This window comes from Streptomyces sp. NPDC048639 (assembly GCF_043199075.1).
Taxonomy (GTDB): domain Bacteria; phylum Actinomycetota; class Actinomycetes; order Streptomycetales; family Streptomycetaceae; genus Streptomyces.
On sequence record NZ_JBICVP010000008.1, the window covers coordinates 174,082 to 188,229 of the forward strand.

Sequence of the window (14,148 nt, forward strand, 5' to 3'; positions counted from 1 at the left end):
CCCCTTGCTCCCCCGCCTGCCATGGACCCGACACTGCCATGGACCCGCCACGATATCGGCGTTCACCTGCCGCGTCCCCACCGGGGACATCTCAGGGTCGTACCAGGGTCGAGCCCGATGCCCTCAGGGTCACGGGGCCGTCACCATGGAGTCATGACCGACCACCACACCACCACGAACCGGACGGGCGCGGACCCCAACCACGCGCCGCCGCCGCGGCGCAGCCGCGACAGCAAGGTGATCGCCGGGGTGTGCGGTGGGCTCGGCCGGACGTACGACATCGATCCGGTCATCTTCCGTGTCGTGCTGGCCGTGCTGGCGCTCGCGAGCGGCGTCGGATTCATCGCCTACGCCGTCGCCTGGCTGTTGATCCCGCGCGAGGGCGAGGACGAGAACGAGGCCAGACGGCTGCTCTACGGGCGCGTGGAGGGCGAGGCGCTGGCCGCCGTGCTGTGCGCGCTGGTGGGCTGCGGTCTGCTGCTGGCGACGCTCGGCCACCCGACCCGCCTGTTCTTCTCGGTGGTGGTGCTCGGCATTCTCGCCGGGTGCGCCCGCTGGTCGCAGCGGCGCCAGCAGTCCGGCACGGCGGACACGGTGGCGGGTGCGGGGCCCGCGGACCCCACCGGCGCGGGCGGCGCCGGTGCGGCAACTCCCGTCACCGGTCAGAAGGGTGCGCCCCCGGAGACCCAGGCACCGCCGACGCCGGGCGCGCCCTCCTGGTGGCGCGACCCGCTCACCAAGGACGGTACGACCGGCACGACGGGCACCGGATACCTGTGGGGCCCGGACGACGGGCGGTCGTGGGACACCAAGGAGCCCGCCGCCCGCCCCGCCTGGGGAACGGTTCACCGACCCGCCCGGCGCCGCAGTCCATGGATCGGCGGCTGGGTGTTCCTGTTGGCGGTTGCGGCGTGCGCGACCGGCATCGGCGCCTCCTGGGGCGCCGAACCGCTGGGGACCAGCCTGCAGATCGGACTCGCCTGCGCACTGGCCGTCTTCGGACTGGGCCTGGTGGTCGGCGCGTTCTACGGGCGTGCGGGCGGCGGGACGATCGTCCTGGCGGTGCTGACCGCCGGGCTGCTCGCCTGCGCGGCGGCCCTGCCGAAGAGCGTGACGGCGGACTGGGCTCGTACGGAGTGGAAGCCCGCCACGGCCTCCGCCGTACGGCCCGCGTACGAACTGGGCACGGGCGTCGGCACGCTGGACCTGTCGGAGGTGAAGCTCGGCGGGAAGCAGACCGTCTCGACGCGCGCGAGCGTGGGCGCCGGCCAGCTCAGGATCGTCGTGCCGGAGGACGCCACGGTGAAACTGGACGTCGAGATCGGGCTCGGGGATCTGCGGCTTCCGGGCGAACGGCGGGAGGACGTCGACGTCACCCCGGGTATCGACGAGCACAGGACGGTCCGGCCCGCGGAGGGACGGAAGGCGCGCGGCACGCTCGACCTCAAGGTGGAGACGGGCGCGGGACAGGTGGTGGTGAGCCGTGGGACGCCATGAGTTCGAACCGGGCAAGCTGGTAGCGGGACTCGCCCTGCTGGCCGGCGGCCTGATCTTCGCGCTGGACGCGACGGGCGCCTGGTCCGTCCCGGCCTGGGTGCTGATCCCCGTGGTGGTCGGCGGGCTGTCGCTCGCGGGCGCTACGGGCGTCGTACGGTCGGCGATCCGGCGCGGCTCGGAACGGCGCAGGGGCGGGGACCGGAACCGGGACAGGGGCTGGGGCGAGGACTGGGACGGGCGCGGAGGCGATGGGGCGGGGCGCGGAAGCGGTGCGGGAGCGCCCCGGAACGGTCCCGCGGAGTGAGGCGGACGGGGTGAACGCGCCCCCGGCGAAACGGAGTTGTTCTTCATTGCCGGGCCCGCACAGCCGGGGCGGCCGACGGACGCCGTAGTGGCGGACGTACCACTGGTCGGAGTCCCCCAGTCCGTGTCCAGGCACACGGCGCGGACCTGTCCGCCGAACTGCGGGTACGCGCCCGGTCCGTTCGGGGTGTTCCGGATGTCGAAGCCCACGATCTCCCGGAAGCCCTCGCCTCGTTGCGCTGCCACCGGACGGGGCACTGCCCTGCGTCCCGGGGCCGCGGATCGTCGGTGACGCTTGACGGCGCCGGACCGTCCGGAGAGGGCAACCCCCTGCCGCGAGAGACATCGTCCGGCTTCTCGATGTTGCAGAGGTGGGTCGGACACCCGTCGGTGGGGGGGCCGTCGGTCGCGGGCGTGAGGGAAGCATCCCGGCGGCGGGGCTGGACGGGCTGCCCCGGTGGCGGTGCTAGAGGGGGGTGTCGCTCTTCGTGTCCAGCCAGGGGACGCAGATCCACCACAGCAGCGCGAGAGTGACCAGCACGACGAGGACCCCGGCGAGCGCGCGCACGCTCCGCGGCGCCCGGCCGCGCAGCGCGAGGTGCACCAGGCCCCAGGCGGCGAGGGCCGCGGCCGGAAAGCCGAACACCAGGGCCGGCAGCTCGACATGGAGCAGGCTCCAGTCCCGCTCGCCCTCGAAGGCGCCGGAGAGGCCGGGGCGGGCGATGCGCAGCCAGGTGAAGAACCCGGCCGCGGCCCCGGCGGCGGCGACGAGGCACCCGGCGGCGCCGGCGGATTCCGAGGGTCGCTCCATGCCCTCGGGGATGCGAACCGCGCCGCGGTGGTTCCCGCGCGGGCGGCCGCGGCCACGCGGAGGCGGGTGCGGCGGCAGCCGCGCGAGGTCTCGGAGGCACCCCGCGCGAAGACTCGGCGGCACCCCGCGCGAGGTCTCAGCGACAGCCGCGCGGAGGCGGGTTGCGGCACCCCGGCGGAGGCCGGTTCGGCGACAGCCGCGCGGAGGACGGCTGCTGCGACCGTCGCGGCCGGTCGTCCCTGGAGCCGGCTGCTATCCGTAGAGCTGAGTGCCGTAGCGCGTACGGCGCGAGCCCAGTCTGGAATCGAGGGAGAGCATCGGCGCACCGGCGAAGATCAGCGGGACCCACGCCATCATGTAGATGAGGTCGTTGCCGTAGTAGTACGGGTGGGTCTGCCAGCTCACGGTGAGCCACAGGCTCAGCGAGATCAGCACACCGCCGAAGGCCGCGAGCCGGGCGAGGAGGCCGATGAGCGTGCCGACGCCGACCGCGATCTCCCCGATGGCGATCGCGTAGCCGAAGTTCGTCGGGCTCTTCAGGGCCAGGTCGACCATGGCGGGGATGGCCGCCCCGTCCCGTACGGACCGCATCAGGTCGCCGACCGAGCCGTTGCCGCTGTTGGCGAGGAAGGCCGAGTCGGTCAGCTTGTCCACCCCGGCGTAGATGAAGGTGACACCGAGAAAGATGCGCAACGGGAGCAGGGCATAGCGGGAAGCGGAATCCCTCCATGTCGGAACGGGCTCGCCCAGCCCGCCCGTACGACTCCGGTCAACGCGTGCTCCATGAGCCATGCCGTCCGCCCTTCATCGCCGGCCCCCGCGGCTCCGATTCTCCGGCACACGGGTGGTGTCGGCGAGAGGTACGCACGAGATTCGGTGAGGGTTCAACCAGCGGCCATCGGCGGCAACCGGGCCCAATCCTCATGAACCGGGCCTGCTGATACGGCGGTGGCACGGCATCGTCGCCCGGATCGTGAACACGCTCCGGGCGGGCCGCGGAACGGGCCCTGCGGGCCGTTCCTTCAGCCGTCCGCGACGTCGATCCGGCAGCGGTTGGATTCCGCGCCGGTCGCCGTGACCACCTGGACCTCCACCCGGCCCGGCTCGACCTCCGCCGGTACAGGCACGATGAGCGTCAGATCCGTCGGATTGCCGAAGCCGCCCGCGACCGGCACGAGCGGCACATGCACATGAACGGTCCCGATGCGTACGACCATTCGGGCGAGGGACTCGGCGGTGTCCGCGCCCGGCGGCACGAACCCGCTGCCGCGGATCTCGATGTCGTCCCCGGCCCTGATGGGGCCGTCGAGGTCGCCCGCCTCCCGGGCCCGTACGACCGACAGCACGAGGGGCCGCCCGCCGTCGGTCAGCTTCGCCGCGAGATAGGCCATGGCGGAGACACCGGCCAAGGCGGCGAGCCCCCAGGGCAGATCCGGCAGCCGCTGCGGATCCCGTACGAGTGCGACGACCGCGAACACCGCCACCCCGGCGGCCACCGCCGCGTACTGCACGTCCGTGAGACTGCCGCGCCCCGCGTCGTCCGTCAGCACATCGGCGGCGCGCGGCCGGGACGCGGCCACCTTCTGGAGCCGCTGGGTGCGCACCCGCAGGGTCACGACGATCCGCGCGGCCACCGCCACCAGGAACGCCAGCGCCACGACGGCCAGGAGACCGGGGCTGCGGCCGATGCGCAGCCCGTCGAGGAGCCGCGCCCGGTCGTCGGTCACGGCGAGGGCCACGGCGACGACAAGCACGGAGACGACGGCGACCAGCGTCCACAGGGCTGCGACCGTACGCGAGGTGGACAGCCGGTTGTCCTCGCCGACCAGCGGCCCGGCCAGCGCCCCGCGCCCGTGCCGGAGCCAGGCGCGGCCCTCCGCGCGGCCCAGATCGGCGGCCGTACGGGCGGACCGGGTCAACTCGTCCGACACCCACTGACGGGAGGCGCCGGTGGAGTGGGCGAGCGCTCCTGGGACACCACTGCCCGCGGCGAGCTCCTCCCGCTTGGCCACGAACGCGGCCACGGCACGACGGTGGCCTTCGCGGGCGCAGTCCGGGCACGAGCCGCAGGTGCAGTCGCTTCCGCGCCATCCGCTTCCCCTGGGGTCCTTCCCCGTGGCGGACCGTGTCGCGGCGGTCTGCGTCGTGGCGGACCGTTCCGCGGGGTCGCGGTCGCCGCGGTCACGGCTGCCGCCGGGGGCGTCCGTCGCGCCGATGGCGCCTGAACCGCCGCCCGGCTCACCGTCTCTCGCCGAGTCCACGGCCATGGGACAACACCTCTCTCGCTGCACGCGCCGCAATGCCCGTGTGATGAGAGGGAATTGTGCCGCATTCGTCCGGGCTGTCAGGGCAGGGGATCCACGCCGCCGTGCGTGATCCGCTGCCACAGAACCTGGTAGTTGATCCAGGCCACGAGATCGTTTCCGAGCTGCTCGCGGGTCTGCAGGGCGTTGTCGTGATCGATGAGAACCGGCTTCCCGGCCGCCTTCGCCGTCAACTGGACCTGACAGGACCGCTCCATGGTAATGAACCACCACGCCGCCGCGTCGACGGAGTCCCCGACCGTGAGGAGACCGTGATTGCGCAGGATGACGGCCTTGTGCGGACCGAGCGCGGCGGCGATCCTCCGCGCCTCGGCGGCGTCCACGATGACACCGGTGTAGTCGTCGAAGAGCGCGTGATCCTCGTAGAAGGCGCACACGTCCTGCGTGATCGGCTCCAGCAGCGCGCCGAGTGCGGCCAGCGCGCGCCCATGGATCGAGTGGGCGTGCGCGACAGCCACGACGTCCGGGCGGGCCTGGTGCACGGACGAGTGAATGGCGAACGCCGCCTGGTTGACGTGGTGGCGTCCCTCGACCACCTGTCCGTCCTGGTTCGCGAGGACCAGATCCCCGACGGTGACGTGGTCGAAGGACATGCCGAAGGGGTTGACCCAGAAGTGATCCGCGAACTCCGGGTCGCGGACAGTGACATGACCGGCGACGCCCTCCTCGTAGCCGAAGCTGCCGAAGATCCGGAGCGCGCCCGCGAGCCGTTCCTTGCGGTACTGCCGTTCCTCGGCGAGCGTCCCGAAGGTCGGCGGCATCGCGAGGTGCAGCTGCTCGGTGGGGATGGGCTGGGGTGTCCGACCGGGCTCGGGCATCGGCTCTCCTCATGACTCCGTGGTTCCGGAGCGGAAGCTACCGCCGCGTACTCGAGGAGAACAGAGCGATGCCTCACCCTCACGGAACCGGCACGATCCGCCGACCTCCGCCCCCGATGCGTTCACACGCATTCACACGCCCCGGGGGCGGGCTCACATGCGGTCGATCTCGGTGAGGTCGATGTCGATCTCGAACGGATCGGTGACCTTGAGCCGCTCGGCGTGGACACCCGTGGAGCGGTAGACCCGCGCCTGCGGGTCGAGTGCGAAGGTGTGGACCACAGGCCGCTCGTCGGTCCCTGCCATGTCGACGCGCCAGAAGTGCGGGATCCCCGCGCCCGCGTACTTGTGGGGCTTGGTGTCGTGGTCGCGCGCCTCGGAGTCGGGCGAGACCACCTCGACGGCCAGCACCACGTCCGCGGCAGGGAAGTACGTCTGATCGCGGCGCTGCAGGGCCTCGGCGCGGACGACGGAGACGTCCGGTTCGGGGCCATTGCGCTTGTCGATCACCACGGTCATCTCCCGCACGACCTTCGTCTCGGGCGGTGCAGTGCGGCGCAGCCCGCTCACCAGAAGGTCGATCACCACGCTGTGGAAATAGCGCTGCGGACTCACGAAGACCAGGCTCCCGTCGATCAGTTCGGTGTGCGGCGGGAGATCGGGCAGGGTGAACAGGTCATCCACGGTGTAGCCGTCTCGCGGCGGCACCGGCCAGCGGTGCGCGGGCGCAGCGGTCATGAGTGCTCCCATGGACGTGAAGTCTGGTCCGTAGGCTCAGGCTACCCAGGACAAACAGCGACGCCGCCACTCGAAAGAATGAGCGACGGCGTCGGTGTTGTCCCGCAGCGGGAGGTCACTCCCACTCGATGGTGCCCGGGGGCTTGCTCGTCACGTCGAGGACGACGCGGTTGACCCCGTCCACCTCGTTGGTGATGCGCGTCGAAATCCTGGCCAGCACGTCGTACGGAAGGCGCGACCAGTCGGCCGTCATCGCGTCCTCGGACGAGACCGGGCGCAGCACGATCGGGTGGCCGTACGTGCGGCCGTCGCCCTGGACGCCGACCGAGCGGACGTCCGCCAGCAGCACCACCGGGCACTGCCAGATCTCGCGGTCCAGACCCGCCGCGGTCAGCTCCTCGCGGGCGATGGCGTCGGCCTCGCGCAGCAGGTCCAGGCGCTCCTTGGTGACCTCGCCGACGATGCGGATGCCCAGGCCGGGGCCGGGGAACGGCTGGCGCTGGACGATCTCCTCCGGCAGGCCCAGCTCCTGGCCGACCATCCGGACCTCGTCCTTGAAGAGCCGGCGGAGCGGCTCGACGAGCCCGAACTGCAGGTCCTCGGGGAGCCCGCCGACGTTGTGGTGCGACTTGATGTTCGCGGTGCCGGTGCCGCCGCCGGACTCGACGACATCCGGATAGAGCGTGCCCTGGACGAGGAACTCGACCTGCTCGCCGTGCGCACCCGCCTCGGCGACGATCTCGCTCGCGGCCTGCTCGAAGACCCGGATGAACTCCCGGCCGATGATCTTCCGCTTCTGCTCGGGGTCGGAGACGCCCCGAAGCGCGTCGAGGAAGCGGGCCTCGGCGTCGACGACCTTGAGCTGGACGCCCGTCGCGGCCACGAAGTCCTTCTCGACCTGCTCGGATTCGCCCTGGCGCATCAGGCCGTGGTCGACGTACACGCAGGTGAGCTGGTCCCCGACGGCCTTCTGGACGAGGGCCGCGGCGACCGCCGAGTCCACGCCGCCGGACAGCCCGCAGATCGCCCGCTTCGAGCCGACCTGGGCGCGGATCGCGGCGACCGACTCCTCGACCACGCTCTGCGTCGTCCAGTCCGGCTGCAGACCGGCCCCGCGGTAGAGGAAGTGCTCAAGAAGCTGCTGGCCGTGCGTGGAGTGCATGACCTCGGGGTGGTACTGGACGCCGTAGAGCCGGCGCCGGTCGTCCTCGAAGGCGGCGACGGGGGCACCGTCGGTGGTCGCGGTGACCGTGAAGCCCTCGGGCGCGGCCGAGCAGGCGTCGCCGTGCGACATCCACACCGGCTGCTCGCCCGGGGTGCCCTCGAAGAGGGTCGAGCCCTGGCGGGAGACGGACAGCGGCGTGCGGCCGTACTCGCGCCCGCCGGTGTTGTCGACGGTGCCGCCGAGGGCGAGCGCCATGGCCTGGAAGCCGTAGCAGATACCGAAGACGGGGATCCCGGCCTCGAAGATCTCCGGGCCCAGGTGCGGGGCGCCCTCGGCGTAGACCGACGCGGGACCGCCGGAGAGGATGATCGCCTTCGGCTTCCTGGCGAGGATCTCCGGTACCGGCATGGTGTGCGGCACGATCTCGCTGTAGACCCGGGCCTCGCGGACGCGACGGGCGATGAGCTGTGCGTACTGCGCGCCGAAGTCGACGACCAGGACGGAGTCCGGGGTCTGGTCGGCGTCGGGGGCGGGCGGGGTCGCTGATGGCACTTCGGCGGCCTTCCGGCGGTGATACGGGGTGTGTGCCCTCGATTCTAACGGGGGTCCGGGGCCGCTCTCCCGCCTCGTCCCCCCAGGGCCTCGTAAGGCTCCGCCCGTCTCATCATCCGGGCCCGGCTTGGTCCGCGACGACCGGTCACGCCATACTGATCCGCATGTCTCGGCACATGACCTTCGTCTTTACCTATGGCACCCGGCCCGTCCGGCTGCCATGGTCGTGCTGCTTGAGCCACTGACAAGCGACTTCCCAGGCGCCCCGGGCCGACAAGGCCCGGGGCGCCTGTCGTGTCCGGGCCTGTGACCGTCGCCCCGGGGCAGCCGCCCGAAACGCAAGGAGACACGGACATGAGCATCCCCACCGCCGCCCGCGCCACCGGCAACGCCACCGACACCGGTGCCCGTACCGACGAGGCGGCGGCCGAGATCACCGACGCCCGCGCCCGGATCGACGATCTGGACGGCAGGATCATCGGCCTCATCCAGGAACGGATGGCCGTCTCGGCGGTCATCCAGAGGACACGAACCGCCTCCGGCGGCCGCCGGGTCAGCCTCTCGCGCGAGATGGAGATCCTCGGCCACTACAGGGACCAGCTCGGCAGGCCGGGGACGGCGCTGGCGATGACGCTGCTGGACCTGTGCCGGGGGCGGGCGTAGCGGGAGGACGGTGCCCGCGGCCCCCTGTCCGTACGCCACCAAGGCCGTAGGGACACGGGCCGTCACCCGTACGGCGCGTGACCGGCGCCAACTCCCTTCGTTGGTCCCGGTGTCCGCGCCAGCCAGGGGCGGTCACAGCATTCCACGCGTGGCTCCGCTCATGTTCGATCGGGCGCCCCACAGCAACAGGGCGGAACCACTGGAGCGCGTGACGCAGTGCGCGTCGTGGGACCGCGCTCCAGTGCGTGACCGGTCAGCAGGGGACAGCAGCCCGGTCACGGCCAATGAAGACGGCCGGTTCCCGGGACGCCGGGGCCGGCCGTCTCCTCTTCCACGGCTCTCCGCTTCCGCGGCTCTCCGGTTCTGCGGCTCTCCGCTTCCGCGGCTCCCCATCCCCGCCTCCCCGCCTCCCCTTCTCCGGCTCTCCGGCATTCCCTCACTTCCGTCACATCAGTGACACAGGTCACGCCGAAATCTCCTTATCCGTCGCACAACCTTTCGCACATCCGACGGGTCTCGTATCTGCAACCGCACGGCCATACCGCGCACCCCCACCGCGACGGCCTCCAGATGCTGTGCTGCGTCCCGCAGCACCTTGGACCCTGAAGAGGTCTCATGAAGATCCGCCGCGCCTTGGCGACCGCTGCCGCGACGGCTGTCATCGTCCCCGCCGCACTGCTCGCCGCACCCGCCGCGTATGCGACCGACGACACTTCCGCGTCCCCGACCGCGGGCGACACGTCGACGCCCGACCCCGCGGAGAGCGAGAGCACCCCGGCCGGCGACCCGTCGGAGAGCGAGAGCGACCCGGCGACCGAGCCGTCGGACAACGAGTCCTCGCCGGCGACCGGCCCCTCCGCTCCCGAGCCGTCGGGCTCCGCCTCCGCCTCCTCCGAACCGTCACCGTCCTCGTCCGAGACGGACGAGCCGGAGGACGAGTGCAGGGCGGCCGACTTCACATCGAGCCTCAGCGGCTTCCCGAACAAGGTCGTCGCCGGTTCGGGCTGGAAGGAGTTCACGCTCAACCTGGACAACAGCGAGGGCGAGGACCTGGAGAGCGTCGTCATCGGCGCCTCGGTCGTCTACAAGAACGACCTGGACAGCGACGGCGACTCCGACACCATGTCGAAGTTCGCCGGGCTCCAGTACTTCGACGGGGAGAAGTGGTCCAGCGACCTCTCCGACGGCGGTTCGATCGGCGGCTGGCTGGACGTCGCCGCCGGCGAGAAGCTCTCCCTGAAGCTGCGGCTGAGCATCGGCGCCAAGGCCCCGGCCGGTTCGGCCGTCGGCATCGCCTTCGGCGTCTACACCGACGAGGAGGACTGCTACCTCGACGAGAACTGGTACGAGTTCGAGGTGCTGGCCGCCGGCACCGCCGAGCCCGGTGACGTGGGCCACGCCGAGCCGCAGGGCGGGAAGAACCCCGTCGACGTGAAGCCGACCGGCGACGTCGAGAAGATCGAGGGTGCGCTGGCCGAGACCGGTTCGTCGTCCGCCCTGCCCACCGTCGCCGCGCTCGGCGGGACGGCCATGGTCGTGGGCGCAGGCGCGTTCATCCTCGTCCGCCGCCGCAAGGCCGCGGGCGGCGAGGCCGCCGCGTAAGCGAGGCATCCCGCACGGGAAAGGGGCCGCACCGGAGGGGGGTGCGGCCCCTTTCTTCTTTCTGCCTGGGCCCGTGTCTCTCCGCGGCGAAAGGGGCACGGCCCCGTTCGGCGTCGGGTCAGGAGGTCTTCTTCGGGACCACCGGCACGGGCAGGACGGGCAGCCGCAGCGCGCCGAACGCGTCCTCGGGCACCGCGGGCTCCTTCGGCTGAACCGCCGCCAGCCGCGCGTACGCCGTGCCCTGCTCCGGACGCGCGTCCGCCTCGCCCTTGTTGGGCCACAGCGACATCGCGCGCTCGGCCTGCGCCGTGATCGTCAGCGACGGGTTGACGCCGAGATTCGCGGAGACCGCCGAGCCGTCGACGACGGAGATGCCCGGGTGCCCGTAAAGCCGGTGGTACGGGTCGATGACGCCGTGGTCCGCGTCCTCGCCGATCGGGCAGCCGCCGAGGAAGTGGGCGGTGAGCGGCGTGCCCATCAACTCACCGATGTTGCTGCCCGGGTAGCCGTTGATCTCGTCGGCCAGGATGCTCGCCGCGCGGGTGGCCTCGGGGATCTGGTTGGGGTTGGGCGCGCCGTGGCCCTGGCGTGCGGTGAGCAGCCCCTTCCCGATCCCCTTCTCCTTCCGGTACGTGGTCAGCGAGTTGTCCAGGGTCTGCATGACCAGGCCGATGATCGTGCGCTCCGACCAGCGCCGGTTGGAGAGCATGCGCACGGTCAGCCACGGGTGGCGCGCGCAGTTCGCCATCCAGGCCAGCACCCGCCGGCTGCCGTACGGGATCTGGAGGACGGACATCGCGCCCATCGCGTTCGAGCCCTTGCCGTAACGGACCGGCTCGATATGGGTGTTGTCGTCGGGGTGGATCGAGGAGGTGATCGCGACACCGCGCGTGAAGTCGACCCGCTCCCCGCCGCCGTGCCTCTTGCGGTAGCGGCGGCTGTCGGTCATCGCGCCCACCAGGGCCTCGGAGTTGGTCCGGGTCAGGTGCCCGAGCTTCTCCGAGATACGGGGCAGCAGCCCCTTGTCGCGCATGGTGTGCAGCAGGGTCTGTGTGCCGTAGGTGCCGGCGGCGATGACGACCTTCCCGGCGCGGATCGTCTTCGGCTTCGCCGAGCGCTTCTTGTCGGTCGGCGCGGTCGACACCAGATAGCCGCCCGAGCCGTCCTCGGCTATCGCGGTCACGGTCGTCATCGGGTGGACGACCGCCCCGGCCTTCTGGGCGAGGTGGAGGTAGTTCTCGTTGAGGGTGTTCTTCGCGCCGTGGCGGCAGCCGGTCATGCACTCGCCGCACTCGGTGCAGGCGCGCCGCGAGGGGCCCGCGCCGCCGAAGAACGGGTCGGCGACCTCGTCGCCCGGCTTCACCTTCGCCGTGCCGTCGCCGTCCTTGCCGTCACCGAAGAACACGCCGACGGGGGCCAGATGGAAGGTGTCGCCGACCCCCATGCGCTCGGCCGTCGCCTTGAGGTGGACGTCGGAGGGGGTGACGGTGGGGTTGAGCCGCACACCCAGCATGCGCTGGGCCTGGTCGTAGTACGGCTTCAACTCGTCGTGCCAGTCGGTGATGTGCCCCCACTGCTGGTCCTCGAAGAACGCCTTGGGCGGTACGTAGAGGGTGTTGGCGTAGTTGAGCGAGCCGCCGCCCACCCCGGCGCCCGCCAGGATCATGACGTTGCTCAGCAGGTGGATGCGCTGGATGCCGTAGAGGCCGAGCGGCGGCGCCCAGAGGAAGTTCTTCACGTCCCAGGAGTTCTTGGGCAGCGTGTCCCTGGTCCACTTCCGTCCCGCTTCGAGGACTCCGACCTTGTAGCCCTTCTCGGTCAGGCGCAGGGCGGAGACCGACCCGCCGAACCCGGACCCGACGACGATCACGTCGTAGTCGTAGGGAGTTTCGTCCCGTGACACTGGTACCTCCGTAGAGCGTGGTGGTCGGCGCCGTGTGGGGGCGGCAGCGCGGTGGATCTCGGTTCGGCGGGGGCGAGGCGGCCGGCGGTGTCCGGCGGCCCGGGGTCAGCGGAGCCCGAACACCTTCATGGCCTTCAGGGCCCGGCTCATGAACTGCGCGTACTGGGCGTCGTCCATGCCGAACGACGGGGCGAGCGGCAGCACCCGCTGGTGGGCGACGGTCTGGGCCTCCGTGTACTTGAGGATGCCCTCGGAGCCGTGGCGGCGGCCGAGGCCGGAGTCGCCCATGCCGCCCATGGGGGCCTGCACACTGCCGTACGCGGCGGCGTACAACTCGTTGACGTTGACGGTGCCGGTGCGCAGCCGCGCCGCCACGGCCCGGCCGCGGCGCCCGTCCTTGGTCCAGACGCTGGCGTTGAGGCCGTACGGGGTGGCGTTGGCGAGCGCGACGGCGTCGTCCTCGTCGGTGAAGCGGTAGATCGAGACCAGCGGTCCGAAGGTCTCCTCCGCGCAGACGGCCATGGGCGCCTCGACGCCGTCGAGGATGGTCGGCTCGTAGAAGAGCGGGCCGATGTCGGGGCGGTGGCGGCCGCCCGCGACGATCTTGGCGCCCTTCTCGACGGCCTCCTCGACATGCCGGGTGACGGTTTCGAGTTGGCGGTCGGAGACGAGCGAACCCATGTCGGCGCCGTAGGCGAGGGCCGAGCCGAGGCGCAGCGCCCGGGTGCGGGCCGCGAAGCGCTCGACGAAGGCGTCGGCGACCGACTCGTGGACGTAGAGCCGCTCGATGGAGATGCAGAGCTGGCCGGCGGAGGAGAAGCAGCCCCTGATCGCGCCCGCCGCCGCCTTCTCGATGTCGGCGTCGTGCAGGACCAGCATGGCGTTCTTTCCGCCGAGTTCGAGGGAGCAGCCCACCAGCCGGGCGGCCGCGCCCTGGGCGACCTCGCGGCCCGTACGGGTCGAGCCGGTGAAGGAGACGTAGTCGGCGTGCTGGACGACGGCGGGGCCGACGACCGGCCCCTCGCCGAGGACGACCTGCCACACGCCGGCCGGGAGCCCGGCCTCGATCATCAGATCGCGCGCCCACAGGGCGGTGAGGCAGGTCTCGGTGTCGGGCTTCATGACGACCGCGTTGCCGGCGGCGAAGGCGGGCAGCGCATCGCCGACGGACAGCTCGAACGGGTAGTTCCAGGGTGCGATCTGGCCGACGACGCCGCGCGGCTGACGGAGTTCGGTCGCCTTGGTGAGGACGGGCACGGCGCCGGTGTGGCGCTTGGGCCGCAGGTAGGCGGGGGCCTTGCGCCCGTAGTGGCGGGAGGCGCTGGCGACCGCCTGCACCTCCTCGTGGGCGTGCAGCCGTGCCTTGCCGGTCTCCAGCTGGATGAGGTCGAGGACCTCGGACTGACGGGCCAGCACCAGGTCGTGGAAGCGGAGCAGGACGGCGGCGCGCTGCCGGGCGGGCGTGGCGGCCCAGCTCTTCTGGGCCTCGCGGGCCTGCGCGAAGGCGGTGGCCACGTCCTCGGGCGTGGATTCGGGCAGGTCGGCCAGCTTCTCCCCGGTGAAGGGGGTGTGGTTGGCGGTACTGCCGGAACCGACGACGCCGCGCGTGAGCCGTGCGACCAGCTCGGGCGTGACCACGTCGGCGGCTTTACGGGTACCCGCGGGGGCGGTGAAGACCGGGTTGCCCGTGGCGTGCGCTGCGGTGTCCTGCGTGTCCGTCATGCGGCAGAGAGTATGCCGGGACGCACGCTTTGGGTACCCGTCGGTAACTC

12 protein-coding genes are annotated in these 14,148 nt (G+C 71.8%); 4 read left to right on the top strand and 8 right to left on the bottom strand.

Annotation, left to right across the window (positions count from 1 at the left end; translation table 11 throughout):
- The first annotated feature begins 153 nt into the window (after positions 1 to 153).
- Positions 154 to 1,497, top strand: a complete 1,344-nt coding sequence (locus ACGFNH_RS22600) for a PspC domain-containing protein (RefSeq protein WP_393656422.1) — start codon at positions 154 to 156, stop codon at positions 1,495 to 1,497.
- Positions 1,484 to 1,801 carry a hypothetical protein gene (locus tag ACGFNH_RS22605; protein ID WP_393656424.1) on the top strand — a complete coding sequence of 106 codons (318 nt, stop codon included), beginning with the start codon at positions 1,484 to 1,486 and terminating at the stop codon, positions 1,799 to 1,801. Before ACGFNH_RS22600 ends, ACGFNH_RS22605 begins: the two co-directional genes overlap by 14 nt.
- 465 nt (positions 1,802 to 2,266) lie before the next feature.
- Here the strand turns inward: ACGFNH_RS22605 and ACGFNH_RS22610 are convergent, their stop codons facing one another.
- The 6 genes from ACGFNH_RS22610 to guaA form a co-directional block, all read right to left on the bottom strand.
- Positions 2,267 to 2,611, bottom strand: a complete 345-nt coding sequence (locus ACGFNH_RS22610; RefSeq protein WP_393656426.1) for a hypothetical protein — start codon at positions 2,609 to 2,611, stop codon at positions 2,267 to 2,269.
- 252 nt (positions 2,612 to 2,863) lie between these two features.
- Positions 2,864 to 3,403, bottom strand: coding sequence for a DoxX family protein (locus ACGFNH_RS22615; protein WP_393656428.1), 540 nt, complete (start codon positions 3,401 to 3,403; stop codon positions 2,864 to 2,866).
- 230 nt (positions 3,404 to 3,633) lie between these two features.
- Entirely contained in the window at positions 3,634 to 4,878 is a 1,245-nt protein-coding gene (locus tag ACGFNH_RS22620) for a hypothetical protein (protein WP_393656430.1), read from the bottom strand.
- A gap of 77 nt (positions 4,879 to 4,955) precedes the next feature.
- Positions 4,956 to 5,753, bottom strand: coding sequence for a class II aldolase/adducin family protein (locus tag ACGFNH_RS22625; RefSeq protein ID WP_393656432.1), 798 nt, complete (start codon positions 5,751 to 5,753; stop codon positions 4,956 to 4,958).
- Positions 5,754 to 5,906: 153 nt separating this feature from the next.
- Positions 5,907 to 6,503: a Uma2 family endonuclease gene (locus ACGFNH_RS22630; RefSeq protein WP_393656434.1), complete on the bottom strand. Its 597-nt coding sequence runs from the start codon at positions 6,501 to 6,503 to the stop codon at positions 5,907 to 5,909.
- Positions 6,504 to 6,606: 103 nt separating this feature from the next.
- Complete coding sequence (guaA, locus tag ACGFNH_RS22635; RefSeq protein WP_393656436.1) at positions 6,607 to 8,208, bottom strand: glutamine-hydrolyzing GMP synthase; 1,602 nt, start codon at positions 8,206 to 8,208, stop codon at positions 6,607 to 6,609.
- 354 nt (positions 8,209 to 8,562) lie between these two features.
- Between guaA and ACGFNH_RS22640 the strand changes: the two genes are divergently transcribed.
- On the top strand, positions 8,563 to 8,871 hold the full coding sequence (locus ACGFNH_RS22640; protein WP_393656438.1) for a chorismate mutase: 309 nt from the start codon (positions 8,563 to 8,565) through the stop codon (positions 8,869 to 8,871).
- 615 nt (positions 8,872 to 9,486) lie between these two features.
- A complete protein-coding gene (locus tag ACGFNH_RS22645; protein ID WP_393656439.1) occupies positions 9,487 to 10,473 on the top strand; it encodes an LPXTG cell wall anchor domain-containing protein in 987 nt (328 codons plus the stop codon).
- Between the two features lie 118 nt (positions 10,474 to 10,591).
- On the opposite strand, the gene ACGFNH_RS22650 is transcribed toward ACGFNH_RS22645, so the two are convergent.
- Entirely contained in the window at positions 10,592 to 12,376 is a 1,785-nt protein-coding gene (locus tag ACGFNH_RS22650; protein ID WP_393656441.1) for a GMC oxidoreductase, read from the bottom strand.
- 105 nt (positions 12,377 to 12,481) lie between these two features.
- Positions 12,482 to 14,098, bottom strand: coding sequence for a succinic semialdehyde dehydrogenase (locus tag ACGFNH_RS22655; protein ID WP_393656443.1), 1,617 nt, complete (start codon positions 14,096 to 14,098; stop codon positions 12,482 to 12,484).
- Positions 14,099 to 14,148: the final 50 nt, after the last annotated feature.

What these genes read in the sequence shown, in the direction of transcription:
- ACGFNH_RS22600 (WP_393656422.1), top strand. Translation starts at nt 154, where the DNA reads ATGACCGACCACCACACCACCACGAACCGGACGGGCGCGGACCCCAAC.
- ACGFNH_RS22610 (WP_393656426.1), bottom strand. Translation starts at nt 2,611, where the DNA reads ATGGAGCGACCCTCGGAATCCGCCGGCGCCGCCGGGTGCCTCGTCGCC.
- ACGFNH_RS22615 (WP_393656428.1), bottom strand. Translation starts at nt 3,403, where the DNA reads ATGGCTCATGGAGCACGCGTTGACCGGAGTCGTACGGGCGGGCTGGGC.
- ACGFNH_RS22620 (WP_393656430.1), bottom strand. Translation starts at nt 4,878, where the DNA reads ATGGCCGTGGACTCGGCGAGAGACGGTGAGCCGGGCGGCGGTTCAGGC.
- ACGFNH_RS22625 (WP_393656432.1), bottom strand. Translation starts at nt 5,753, where the DNA reads ATGCCCGAGCCCGGTCGGACACCCCAGCCCATCCCCACCGAGCAGCTG.
- ACGFNH_RS22630 (WP_393656434.1), bottom strand. Translation starts at nt 6,503, where the DNA reads ATGGGAGCACTCATGACCGCTGCGCCCGCGCACCGCTGGCCGGTGCCG.
- ACGFNH_RS22640 (WP_393656438.1), top strand. Translation starts at nt 8,563, where the DNA reads ATGAGCATCCCCACCGCCGCCCGCGCCACCGGCAACGCCACCGACACC.
- ACGFNH_RS22645 (WP_393656439.1), top strand. Translation starts at nt 9,487, where the DNA reads ATGAAGATCCGCCGCGCCTTGGCGACCGCTGCCGCGACGGCTGTCATC.
- ACGFNH_RS22655 (WP_393656443.1), bottom strand. Translation starts at nt 14,098, where the DNA reads ATGACGGACACGCAGGACACCGCAGCGCACGCCACGGGCAACCCGGTC.